The 12,226-nt window shown below is 40.8% G+C and carries 9 protein-coding genes and 3 pseudogenes; 7 read left to right on the top strand and 5 right to left on the bottom strand.

What is annotated here, in order from left to right; translation table 11 throughout:
- Positions 1-78 precede the first annotated feature (78 nt).
- The 6 genes and pseudogenes from JCM15074_RS21410 (at position 79) to JCM15074_RS21400 (ending at position 7,129) form a co-directional block, all read left to right on the top strand.
- Positions 79-473: pseudogene (locus JCM15074_RS21410) on the top strand (RidA family protein).
- Positions 474-510: 37 nt separating this feature from the next.
- Positions 511-1,959 (top strand): aldehyde dehydrogenase family protein, encoded by a 1,449-nt coding sequence (locus tag JCM15074_RS07255; protein ID WP_025820600.1) that lies wholly within the window; start codon positions 511-513, stop codon positions 1,957-1,959.
- A 9-nt stretch (positions 1,960-1,968) separates the two neighbouring features.
- Positions 1,969-2,958 (top strand): membrane dipeptidase, encoded by a 990-nt coding sequence (locus tag JCM15074_RS07250; protein ID WP_025820599.1) that lies wholly within the window; start codon positions 1,969-1,971, stop codon positions 2,956-2,958.
- Positions 2,959-3,075: 117 nt separating this feature from the next.
- Positions 3,076-4,631, top strand: a pseudogene (locus JCM15074_RS21405) (BCCT family transporter).
- Positions 4,632-4,727: 96 nt separating this feature from the next.
- A complete protein-coding gene (locus JCM15074_RS07240) occupies positions 4,728-6,428 on the top strand; it encodes a hypothetical protein (protein ID WP_051536855.1) in 1,701 nt (566 codons plus the stop codon).
- Positions 6,425-7,129 carry a DUF3726 domain-containing protein gene (locus JCM15074_RS21400; RefSeq protein WP_084266978.1) on the top strand — a complete coding sequence of 235 codons (705 nt, stop codon included), beginning with the start codon at positions 6,425-6,427 and terminating at the stop codon, positions 7,127-7,129. The genes JCM15074_RS07240 and JCM15074_RS21400 overlap by 4 nt, the downstream gene beginning before the upstream one ends.
- Before the next feature lie 4 nt (positions 7,130-7,133).
- Here the strand turns inward: JCM15074_RS21400 and JCM15074_RS07230 are convergent, their stop codons facing one another.
- Positions 7,134-7,637 (bottom strand): opioid growth factor receptor-related protein, encoded by a 504-nt coding sequence (locus tag JCM15074_RS07230; RefSeq protein WP_025820597.1) that lies wholly within the window; start codon positions 7,635-7,637, stop codon positions 7,134-7,136.
- A 296-nt stretch (positions 7,638-7,933) separates the two neighbouring features.
- Between JCM15074_RS07230 and JCM15074_RS07225 the strand changes: the two genes are divergently transcribed.
- Positions 7,934-8,269, top strand: a complete 336-nt coding sequence (locus JCM15074_RS07225) for a hypothetical protein (RefSeq protein ID WP_025820596.1) — start codon at positions 7,934-7,936, stop codon at positions 8,267-8,269.
- 4 nt (positions 8,270-8,273) lie between these two features.
- Here the strand turns inward: JCM15074_RS07225 and JCM15074_RS21395 are convergent, their stop codons facing one another.
- From JCM15074_RS21395 to msbA, 4 genes and pseudogenes are all read right to left on the bottom strand, one after another.
- The gene (locus JCM15074_RS21395; protein WP_025820595.1) at positions 8,274-8,789 is read right to left on the bottom strand and encodes a DUF11 domain-containing protein; all 516 of its coding nucleotides are present in this window, start codon (positions 8,787-8,789) and stop codon (positions 8,274-8,276) included.
- Between the two features lie 448 nt (positions 8,790-9,237).
- On the bottom strand, positions 9,238-9,414 hold the full coding sequence (locus JCM15074_RS23965; protein WP_084266977.1) for a Trm112 family protein: 177 nt from the start codon (positions 9,412-9,414) through the stop codon (positions 9,238-9,240).
- A 3-nt stretch (positions 9,415-9,417) separates the two neighbouring features.
- The gene (lpxK, locus tag JCM15074_RS07210) at positions 9,418-10,410 is read right to left on the bottom strand and encodes a tetraacyldisaccharide 4'-kinase (RefSeq protein WP_025820594.1); all 993 of its coding nucleotides are present in this window, start codon (positions 10,408-10,410) and stop codon (positions 9,418-9,420) included.
- A pseudogene (msbA, locus tag JCM15074_RS21390) lies at positions 10,410-12,226 on the bottom strand (lipid A export permease/ATP-binding protein MsbA). The gene lpxK and the pseudogene msbA overlap by 1 nt, the downstream one beginning before the upstream one ends.

Raw genomic sequence — 12,226 nt, 5'->3', positions numbered from 1 at the left:
AGATTGAACACGTTTAGTTACGCATAATTCAAGTTATAAACTAATAACTAAGCATATTAAAAAGAGCCAAGGTCGAACATGCTAACTACACCAACAAAAACAGCAGTGCAAACAGAACTATTTGCCTCCAAAGCACCATTAGAGTGGGCTGTTATCAATAATGGAACCTTGTATACAGCCCAGATCCCTATCGATCAAAACGGCGTTGTCGTCGATGGCGGCATTGTGGCTCAGTCAACACAAACGTTAGATAACTTAATGCATACCTTGATGCTGCGGGTGTTGATGCAAGCGCGGTTTTACAAGTGCTTATTTATGTCACAGATAGAGGCTATCTTGCTGAATTTAATCAAGTCTATCAGCACTATTTTAAGGCACCGTACCCTAATCGTGCGGCAATGGTTGTGGCGGGCCTTGCCCGTGAAGATATGTTGGTTGAGCTTGTGGTCTATGCTGCAATCCCAAATGACTAAATTTCGTCCATCAATACAGAATAAATGAGGAAATCATATGAGCTTAGCAACAGAAAAATCACTCTATATTAATGGCGAATGGCAACTTGGTGTTGATACAAAAGCCAATATTAATCCTTCAGATATTTCTCACTCATTAGGTGATTTTGCTCAGGCTAATGCCGCGCAAGTACAAACCGCAATTGATGCAGCTAGGGCAGCCCAACCTGTTTGGCAAAATACCCCGTTGGAACACAAACAAAAAATATTACAAGCCATTGGTGATGAGTTAATCGCTCGCTGTGACGAACTCGGCAAGCTCTTATCGCAAGAAGAAGGTAAGCCTTTTATGGAAGGTCGTGGTGAGATTTACCGCGCAGGCCAATTCTTTCAATATTATGCTGCTGAAGTATTAAGGCAAATAGGCGATCTAGCCCAATCAGTACGCCCTGGCGTTTCTGTTGAAGTGACCCGCGAAGCCGTAGGTGTGGTTGCAATTATTTCACCTTGGAACTTCCCAACAGCAACCGCCGCTTGGAAAATTGCACCAGCACTGGCTTTTGGTAATAGTGTGATTTGGAAGCCGGCTAACCTCACACCTGCAAGTGCTGTTGCGCTCACTGAAATCATTCACCGCCAAGGACTACCTGCTGGTACATTTAACCTATTACTTGGCAGCGGTAGCCAAGTTGGCAACAGCTTGATTAACTCCGCAGATATTGATGCCGTCAGCTTTACCGGTTCTGTTGAAACAGGCCGGACGGTTGCCAGCGCCACCGCCGCCAACTTTGTACGTTGTCAGTTAGAGATGGGCAGTAAAAATGCCTTAGTGATTGCCGATGATGCCGATTTAGATATTGCCGTTGAAGCGACGATTATGGGCTCATTTTCTGGTGCAGGACAAAAATGTACTGCGTCATCCCGCCTTGTGGTGATGGACAGCATTCACGATGCCTATGTTGAAGCGTTAATTAAGCGGATGTCACAACTTAAGGTAGGCCATGCCCTAGATGAAGGGATTTTTATGGGACCTGTTGTTGACCAAACCCAACTGGATGCCAATTTTGATTGGTTGCAAAGCGCAAAAAATGATGGCGCTGAAGTCGGCTTTGGTGGCGAACGATTAAGCTTGGCGCATGAAGGGTATTACATGACCCCAACCTTGCTGCTCAATACCAAAAACGATTGGCAAGTGAACCAAGAAGAAGTGTTTGCGCCGATGGCGAGCATTATTCGAGTTAACGATTTAGAGCAAGCAATTGCCACAGTTAACGATACGCGCTTTGGCTTAACCGGCGGCATTATCACTCAAAGTTTGCGCACCAGTGCTCTGTTTAAACAGCAAGCTCAAACGGGTTGTGTAATGGTCAACCTTCCAACCGCAGGTACCGATTACCATGTGCCATTTGGTGGTCGTAAACAGTCAAGTTTTGGTCCGAGAGAACAAGGACAATACGCTAAAGAGTTTTATACCATTATCAAAACAGCTTACCAACGTCCATATTAAGGGGGCTGTATGTATCAAGATCAAATTATTATCGATGGTCTGCAATATTGCCGCTGGGATAGAGACTATTTCATGATCTTGCAACAAAGTGGCATCAGCGCGATCCATGTCACTTTGGTATACCATGAAGATGCTCGCCAAACCTTAACCCGGTTTGGCCAATGGAACCGACTATTTGAACAAAATGCCGATTTGATCGTGCCGGTTTATAACGCGCAAGACATTAGAGCAGCAAAAGCAAACGGAAAAGTTGGTGTGTTTTTTGGGGCACAAAATTGCTCGCCCATTGATGATGAAATTGATCTTATTGAAGTCATGCGTAATCAGGGTTTACTGATTATGCAATTAACCTATAACAACCAAAGTTTACTTGCTACAGGTTGTTATGAGCAGTGTGATAATGGCATAACACGCTTTGGCAAACAGGTGATTCAAGAGATGAATCGCGTCGGCATGGTGATCGATATGTCACACAGTGCTGAACGTTCAACCTTAGAAGCGATAGAGTATTCAAGCAGGCCTATCTGTATCAGCCACGCAAACCCCACGTTTGCCCATGATGCGCTTAGGAACAAATCAACAGAGGTACTACAAGCACTGGCACAATCAGGTGGATTAATCGGTTTTAGTTTATATCCATTTCATTTACCTAATGGCAGTCAGTGTAAATTAACTGATTTTTGTGAGATGGTAGCTAAGACTGCTGATTTAATTGGTGTTAATCACTTAGCTATTGGCAGTGATTTGTGTCTTAATCAGCCACAATCTGTACTAGAGTGGATGCGTAATGGCCGTTGGTCAAAAGCAATGGATTATGGTGAAGGCTCATCATCTAATTCAGGTTGGCCAGATGCATTGCCTTGGTTTGCCCCGCAAAATGGCATGCGCAATATCTACCACGGTTTGCTGGAATATGGCTTTAGCCAAGCGGAAACTCAACAAATTATCGGCAAAAACTGGCTAAACTTTCTCGAAACTAGTTTAATAAAACAACAATAACCTGATGAATTATCATCAATAACAATCACTAATAAGGCCTGTTGTTACTTAGAATCTAATAAAACAATAAAGATTCAGGTATGGTGCAAAAAAGCAACTATTGCTTGGAGACACCCCATGTCAAATATAACAAATAGTACTGTAACGTCGCAGCAGCCAACGTCTATGGTCAAAAAACTGGGTATCGATAATCCAGCGCTATGGATGAGCGGTGGTTTTATTTCTCTGTTTGTCGCGCTAGCATTAATAGATAAAGACCTACTCGCAACGCTCGTCAATGCCGGCTTCGCTTGGTCCGTTAACTACTTTGGTCCTTTCTGGCAAGTATTGATGCTCGCAACCTTTTTTATCGCCATTGCACTCGCATCCGCTAAAACAGGTAATGTCCGTTTAGGTAATATTGATAAGCCAGAAATTGACGGTTTTAAATGGATGGCTATTATCCTCTGTACTTTACTTGCAGGGGGGGCGTTTTTTGGGCTGCAGCTGAACCCATCGCTCACTTTGTCACCCCTCCACCACTTTACGGTGCCCAAGATGATCCTATGCAAGCAGCATTTAATGCTTTGTCGCAATCCTTTATGCATTGGGGATTTTTAGCATGGGCAATTTTAGGTGGCTTAACTTCGATTGTATTAATGCATCTGCATTATGATAAAGGCTTACCACTTCAGCCTCGTACCCTACTCTACCCTGTATTCGGTAAACGCGTGCTGACTGGATTTCCCGGCGCACTGATTGATGCCCTATGTATTATTGCCGTAGCCGCAGGTACCATCGGCCCAATTGGCTTTTTAGGATTACAACTGAGTTTTGCTTTAAACGCCTTATTTGATATTCCAGATGGGTTTACCACTCAGCTTATTATTGTGATTCTAGCCATTGTCATCTACACCATTTCCGCACTAAGTGGCGTTAATCGCGGTATTCAAATATTAAGCCGTTATAACGTGATTTTAGCGGTTGGCTTGATTACTTATATTTTAATTTTTGGTCCAACTAACTTCATCGTAAATAGCTATTTGCAAGGCGTTGGTACCATGATTGATAACTTTATCCCAATGGCGACTTATCGTGGTGATGAAGGGTGGTTAAGTTGGTGGACAGTATTCTTTTGGGGTTGGTTTATTGGTTACGGTCCAATGATGGCGATCTTTATCTCAAAAATCTCAAGAGGCTATACTATTCGTAAAATCGTCTTTTCAATTTGTTTAATTGCACCACTGATTACCTGTTTTTGGTTTACTGTTGTTGGCGGCTCAGGTCTTGCTTTCGAAATTGCAGAACCCGGCTCAATCAGCAAAGCATTCGAAGGTTTTAACTTACCCGGCGCACTGCTTGCGGTAACCAACCAATTACCAATGCCAATGGTAATGTCTATTCTATTCCTGATTTTGACTACGATCTTTATTGTCACTACCGGTGACTCGATGACCTACACCATTAGCGTTGTAGTCAGTGGTAAAACAGAACCAAATGCCGTTATTCGTGTATTTTGGGGCATTATGATGGGTGCAACCGCAATCATCTTAATCTCTCTAGGTTCTGGTGGTGTATCAGCACTGCAATCCTTTATTGTGATAACTGCCGTACCTGTTTCCTTGATTTTATTACCATCGTTATGGAGTGCACCACGCATTGCATTACAAATGGCAAAAGCTCAAGGCCTATAATTGATTGAGGCAATGCAGCTAATTTCAAAGATTAGCTGCATTAAAATGGACTAGCATGAGCGAGCAATTCGCTCATCAAGAAGCAAGGTGACGCCGATGGTAAATAATAAAATAAATGCCAATGACCATCAAAACCACAACCAGATGCGCAGTCGTGACCTCGTAATGAATCCGTTACGATTAGGGGCAATGCACCAAACTCGATTAAGTTTTGTGCGCAGTTTAGTCAGACGTATGGCAAAGCAAGCATGGCAATTACAACTCAACCAATGGCAGATCTCAACCCAAGGATTTGGCTTTGCTATCTATAAACTCACTACTCCCAATCAAGAATATCATCTGGTGGTGTTTTCAGATCAAATCGATGATGCTGACCGTAATGATCGAGTGATTGCTGAAAAATGGGATATCACCTTTGCACTCGTAATAGGAGAAGTAAACCAACGCCTATTTGAACAATTAAAAAATAATGTACCACTGCAAGAGGCTGGCCGTAACTCAACCAATGTTATCGTGCTTGCCAGAGCTAACAAGAGCGTACGCGTATTTGAACATATTGTAGAAACCTTATCTCAAGGTAAGCAGCCGGATGGACAAATTTTAGCGCAAGTCGGTTATATCCTGCGTACCACGGCGGTATATGGCAATGGTAAATTTGGTATTGCTGATTTTGAAATTTTACAAACTAATCCTGATTTTAATTTATCATTTAGCGCGCAAATGTGCGCCGTTTATATTTTGCGGCAATTCAGCCTTGATTGGGTCCATGATCTTGCTAAACAACGTGGCGGTGATACTGCGATTGAATTATGTCCACAATTACAACGCTACTTGGGTGTTGGTAATGCCACTGGGCTCGGCATGACACCTTATTTAATCAAGCACCCCAAAGTGATTGATAACTGGCTAAGTCAGCGAGAAAATGCGATATCTCTTGTCAGTCAACAACTCATCAGTGCTGATAAAAATCAGCAATTACAACAATTGTTGCGCCGAGCTCAAATCCACTTACAACAAGTCATCACCATCGATGAACAGCAGCAAAAATTAAACCAAATAGCAGTGAAAGAATTAGCACAAATTCAGTTGTTAGCCAGCAAAGCTTGTCAGCAGCAACAAAGATATAGCCAACTTTTACAACAAAATGAGGCTTTTAGTTTTGAAGCACAAGAGGCTTTTATTGCATGCTTATTGGAATGTTACCCAGACTACGTGGATAACTTCGAGCAAGCGATGAATGCCGATGAAGCTTTATTTATGCCAAAAGGCATTAATATCAGCACCATGCTCGATATGTTAAAACGACAATACCGTTGGGCCATTGAGATTGATTTCAACCAAACCAATAATCAATACTGGTTTTGGTATCGTTCACAAGATAAAGAGGAACCGCGGTTAGGCATTCGTGGCACTGATGTGGGAGAAGATAAAGAACTTGCACTTGATATCGGCAGACAAGTTAATCGTTTTTACCATGAATTAATCCAACAACCACAGCAACAAACATTAGCCGAGTTTTTACTTCAATATCCAAAATATGCGGCTATTGCACGTAGGACGTGGACATTAGGTCATTGTGATATGGGAGATATTCAGATGAATATTTTGGCTAAAGAAGCGTTACCAATCAATTTGTTGCGTTGTAAACTTGCTATCTTTGGCGCGACTAAATTTGATCCCCGTTCAGATCGCTGGGTACGCGTCACCTTATTTCAGGGCGCACCATTATTTAACGATATCCATGCCGATGAGTGGCTATTTCCACTATTGCCTCAAGCGCAGGAGCAAGCCATATGATCTGGGTTTCACATAATGAATTAATCACAGTCACCAGCAAAGCGTTTGATGGATTACGCCTACCTTGTGGTGAAGCCGAACAAATTGCCCATATGGTTGCCGACTTAGAAATGGTCGGCTTACATGGCATTGAACATTTTCTTAATGCAGTAGAATACCTCACAAAAGCAAACACTCAAGCTTGCCAATTAACCATGCAAACCGAGTCAATACTTGAAGTGGATCTACACGGTGACAGTATTTTATGTCAACTACCTACTATTTTGACCTATGTAGCAGAAAAACTATTAACACAAAATCACCTTACCCTTAAAATTAGCCAATGCCATAACCGCTGGCTAGCCTTTGGCGAGCTGTGCCAGTTAGCCAAACAAGGCATTTCAATTAAAGCATACTGGTATAATATTAATTCCCCCACTTACATCAAATACATTTTAAATAGTGGTAATAAGTTGCCAGAACTCTATATTTCACCAATAGATGAACTCGCTCTAGTTTCAAGTCGTAGTTTAACGATTGAATTCAATAATAGTGTATTTAAACTACCTGAATCAGGTGAGTATTTGCAGCATATCTCTTCAGCAGTGTTAGAGCAGCAACAAGTCTCATCGTGGCAGCGTGGTATTCCAGTGCAAGAGGCAAGTTGGCAGCAACTTCAGCAGATATCAAAAGCAATCCTAGTGCAAGATAGTAGCCAATAAGTAATTAAATAATTAATGCCTGTTGCCAATAACTGTAAGTAATGGGCGTTATATCACCGTATGCTTGTCCTAACTCGGTCATTGTGACACAAAATTTTTGTGCCAATTCAAACTGCCCTAATAACGCCAGACTGCGAATGATGCGAGTAATCCGTAATTGATTATGATTTCGTGATTTTAGCCAATCGTGGCTTTTAGGTGATAGTTCATCTTTTGCACTAATATTCTTGCCATCACGTTGTAGGCCATAAAAATCAAGCATCATATCGAATGATCGCAACTGGATAACTCTTAATTCAGGACTCTTTGCAAATAATGCTCTTTCAACATCGGTTATTAGCGCAGCATGTTTATTAAACTTGCTCCCAGTGTCCATCGGGAAAAGCATCTGGATATACTTATGATCATATTCAAGCCAGAAATGATCAAAATTTTGTAATTGCGCTATATGGCGCCCAAAAGCATCGGCTTCTTTACCAAGCATAAAGTCAACAGTAGGATTATTCATAAACTCTCTTCTTCTATTTACACCCAATTATTTTACTGTTTAACTCATAAATGGATACCTTTATTACATGAGAATTGATTTTAAAGTCATGCTCACAATTTAATAATAAATATTTTTTGTTTCGTTAAAATAGAGCTACCCCCTAAAATTAAACTAATAAGAACATCAAAATATACCTTTAAAACTAATACTAAATGATGAGTATATTAATAAAATCAAACCAAAAAGAATTTAACAATTGCGCAACAAGCCTGTTTTTAGTATATTATCGCTACAATCATCAATAATGGAGTTATATGTTACTTACCACTTTAAGCATATTATTTTTCACTCTCGCCAGCATATATTTCATTCATAGAATAAATACTGTTAATAATAATATTTGTCAGCATGTAGAACATAATCTTCCCCAACATTGGCAAGATTTTGTCAATGATGGTGCTCAAATTGGCGATAATAAACTATGGCCTAAACATATTGCTTGTGCCTCGGTAAAAACAGGTGAGCTATCAAGCATTGAAGATGACTATTTAAATAAGCAAAAAAAATACTTAAGAAAAGATACAAGTCTACTTTCTCTATCCGTTATTTTAGGGTTTACAACGGCTGGATTATCAATACCATTAATCTAGTTTATTATTCAATAATCACTCGGTAGCTAACACTACCATTAGCTTGACTGGTTTGCTGTGGTAAAAGCTTGCCAATAAGACGCCATCTTATCTGTCCTTGGTAGCCCTTATTGTTATCGTTATTTATTGGGCTAGCAAGTACACATGTGAGCTTAGACGGTATATCTGTCCCACAACTCAGCGGACTATGCAAATAGGTGAACATCGGAATATTGTCGAAGATCTCAACTTGGGTCAGAGGTGTCGAACCTTGGTTCGTGAAATATATTTTGTACTCTAACACATCTCCAGGTTTTGCATTGTTAATAGTCGATTCTGTCCCAGATTGGGTAATATTTCTAACGGTTTTAAATAATTTCAACCCTTGTTTATTTAGCGCAACATGATGAGGACTATTCATCCCTGCCATAAAACTATGTAATACACTATTAGCAAATATTTCAAGTGAACTTATAAACAAACAGAAACTCAAGGTAATAATAAAGATTCTTCTTTTAACCTCTATATCATTATATGTCATGATAAACCCTAATATTTACCTAAAGATATAGTAATTATTTAATATTCAACCTCTACAATCAGATATTCTTGATTGCAACCACCTAACAAATAATCACCATCTAGTCATTCCAATTTATGACGGTGATTTTACTTAATCTATTAATAAACAAAGTAACTGAAAAATATTTATTCATTCTATTTTTAGTACAAAAAAACGGCCATAAGGCCGTTTTATCAGAAAGTTGTCAACTGGATATCATACCAATTTGATTAAAGATGTGAGCCATTCAGAGCTTGTCAGCCTTTTCAGTTCTAGGCGCATTGATGCAGTAATGGCTATTCCCTTTCAAATCAATGCAACATCGAAATGGAAAGGCCTGAAAAGCTCACTTAGTGCGGGTTTCAAGGTGCTGTATTCTGCGCCTTGAACTCCCGCTGAATGATCACCTTCTTACTTTAAGTTGGTATTACTCAGCCTGCCAAACCTCTGCTCTATTTTCCAATAACACAGGGATATTATCGGTAATCGGGTAAGCTAGCTTATCAAACTTACAAATTAACTTTTGTGCTGCTTTGTCATACTCAAGCTTACCTTTGCATACTGGGCAAGCCACAATCTCAAGTAACTTCTTATCAAATGCCATGGTTTATCCTTTTAACTTGGTTTTTGCCTGCTGCAACTTATCGAGCAGCATCTGATCAAATTTTGCTGATAGCTTGGCATTAACTGCTAAATACCACCAGTCTTGTGTTGCAAATTCGCGACATTTAACCGCATCTTTTTCGGTCATCAACAAAGGCTGACCTTGTGCAAGCTCAGTTAACTCTGCGGCCTCATAATTATGATGATCATCAAAACTATATTGAGCGGTTAACTCTATTTTTAATTCAGTTAAGCTATTAAAAAAACGTTGTGGATTACCGATGCCCGCCATGGCTACGCCGCGAGTAATCTCGTGATCTGCTTTTAAATCTGGCTGACTCACATTATGAAAGCCGCTTGGTGCCAATGACATCTCATATTCGTTCGCTTGAGCACGACCGCCATTAACAATAATACCGTCAACGCCATTAAGGCGTGTTTTGGCTTCGCGCAGTGGCCCTGCTGGTAAACGCATACCATTACCTAAACGGCGTTCACCATCAATCACCACTAACTCGATATCACGCGCTAAACGATAATGTTGTAAGCCATCATCACTGATAATCACATCAACTTCAAATTGCTGCAGCAATTGCTCTCCAGCAGCTATTCGATCAGCGCCCACAACCATTGGCACTCCCGTACGCGCGACAATCATGGCAGGTTCATCACCGACTTCAGTCGCCGTTGCACCAGGCAACACCGCTTTAACGCCATCAATCTTCACGCCATAGCCACGACTTATCACACCAGGGCGATAACCATGTTGGCGTAATAGTTCAATAAGATAGATAACGGTAGGAGTTTTGCCACTGCCGCCAACCGTGATATTACCCACAATAATGACTGGAGCCGCCAGATGAACACTCGGTTTTAAACCACAAGCAAACAAGCATTTGCGTAATGCCGTTATCACAATAAACAACCATGATAACGGCCATAGTAACCATTTAGCGGTGTGGTTGTGATACCACACCTTTAACATAAATTGCTGCATTATGAACCGAACTGCATCTGATATAACTTAGCGTACATGCCGTCATGGGCTAATAACTCAGCATGACTACCTCGCTCAATAATCTTACCTTGATCAACCACTAAAATTTCATCCGCACTTTCAATCGTTGATAGACGGTGAGCAATCACAATCGAAGTACGATTCTGACGAAGATTATCTAACCCTTTTTGAATCGCACGTTCTGATTCTGTATCTAATGCTGAAGTTGCTTCGTCCAGAATCAATACTGGAGAATTACGTAACATTGCACGGGCAATCGCAATACGTTGACGTTGACCACCAGACAGCATCACGCCATTTTCGCCAATATAAGTATCTAAGCCTTCAGGCATAGTCTCAATAAATTCCATGGCATGGGCTAAGGTTGCGGCTTCAATTATCTGCTCACGAGTCACTTCACCTGGGTAAGCATAAGCAATGTTATTAGCAATAGTATCGTTAAATAAGGTGACTTGTTGCGACACTAATGCCACTTGATGACGTAAATTTTTAAGTGAATAGTCATAAATACTGACATCATCTAAGCGAATATCACCTTGACTTAATCCGGTATAAAAACGGGTCACTAAACTCGCTATGGTTGATTTGCCCGAACCTGAGCGCCCCACTAAGGCGATAGTTTTACCCTGCTGCACATCAAAACTAATATCCGTTAAAGCCGCTTTTTCTTGATTTGGATAACTAAAGCTCACATTGTTAAAGCTTAAATTACCTTTTACACGGTCAACGGCATAAGTGCCTTTATCTGATTCAGGCTCAGTATCTAATAGCTCAAATACGGTTGTACAAGCGGCAATACCACGCTGGAACTCCGCATTAACACGAGTTAAGTTCTTAATCGGTTGCAACATCGCCAGCATAGCGCCAAGAATAGTCGCAAAGGTACCCGCGGTTAAATCTGTTTTCATGCTATCTAAACTGGCTGCATACAGCACGAATGCCAGCGCAAATGAACCAATAATCATAATCATTGGCTGGCTGATAGCTTGTGCCACCGCTAACTTCATATTTTGGTAACGGTTTTGATCATTAATCTTGCAAAACGCTCAGCTTCAGTTTTTTGACCACCAAACGCCAATACGTTTTTATGGCCTTTAATCATCTGCTCAGTCGTTGCGGTAACGCCACCCATTGCCGCTTGGATTTGACGAGATACTTTACGGAAACGGCGACTCACCACGGCAATAACCACACCAATGATTGGACCAATCACTAAGATAACCAGTGACAATTTCCATGAGTAGTAGAACATTAAGCCAAGCATACCAACCACGGTAACACTATCACGCACAATGGTAATTAAGGCACTACCAGATGCACGGGCGATTTGCTCAGTGTCATATGTAACTTTAGAGATCAAAGTACCGGTATTCTCTTTATCCATATAACTCACTGGTAAAGACAAATAATGCTCAAATACCTGCTGGCGCATATCCATAATCAGACGTGCACTCATGTATGAAATACCATAGGTCGAAATAAAGTTTGCTAGGCCACGTAAGGTAAATAACCCAACAACCACAAAAGGTGCCATCAGTAGTACATCGTTACTGGCGCTAAATCCTTTACTGGTGCCTAAATCAATACTTGATGCGACAGATGGTGCAGCTTGAGCAGCATGGCCACCAAAACCATTATCAATAAATGGTTTAACGAAAGCGATAAAGGTCGCATCAACTAAGCCATAAATGATTAAACCGCATATTGATAATGCAAACATGCCTTTCAGTGGCTTTAAGTAAACCATTAAGCGTTTAAACACTGGCCATACTTCATTTTTGGAAGATGTAGTCAT

Origin of the sequence: Shewanella marina JCM 15074, assembly GCF_000614975.1 — a bacterium.
In the GTDB taxonomy this organism is placed as follows: Bacteria; Pseudomonadota; Gammaproteobacteria; order Enterobacterales; family Shewanellaceae; genus Shewanella; species Shewanella marina.
The sequence above is the reverse complement of the archived record's forward strand: the minus strand, read 5'-3'. Positions and strand labels throughout refer to the sequence as shown.

Coding starts and splice junctions, on each gene's coding strand:
- JCM15074_RS07255 (WP_025820600.1), top strand. CDS start 511: ATGAGCTTAGCAACAGAAAAATCACTCTATATTAATGGCGAATGGCAA.
- JCM15074_RS21400 (WP_084266978.1), top strand. CDS start 6,425: ATGATCTGGGTTTCACATAATGAATTAATCACAGTCACCAGCAAAGCG.
- JCM15074_RS07240 (WP_051536855.1), top strand. CDS start 4,728: ATGGTAAATAATAAAATAAATGCCAATGACCATCAAAACCACAACCAG.
- JCM15074_RS07230 (WP_025820597.1), bottom strand. CDS start 7,637: ATGAATAATCCTACTGTTGACTTTATGCTTGGTAAAGAAGCCGATGCT.
- JCM15074_RS07250 (WP_025820599.1), top strand. CDS start 1,969: ATGTATCAAGATCAAATTATTATCGATGGTCTGCAATATTGCCGCTGG.
- lpxK (WP_025820594.1), bottom strand. CDS start 10,410: ATGCAGCAATTTATGTTAAAGGTGTGGTATCACAACCACACCGCTAAA.
- JCM15074_RS07225 (WP_025820596.1), top strand. CDS start 7,934: ATGTTACTTACCACTTTAAGCATATTATTTTTCACTCTCGCCAGCATA.
- JCM15074_RS23965 (WP_084266977.1), bottom strand. CDS start 9,414: ATGGCATTTGATAAGAAGTTACTTGAGATTGTGGCTTGCCCAGTATGC.
- JCM15074_RS21395 (WP_025820595.1), bottom strand. CDS start 8,789: ATGACATATAATGATATAGAGGTTAAAAGAAGAATCTTTATTATTACC.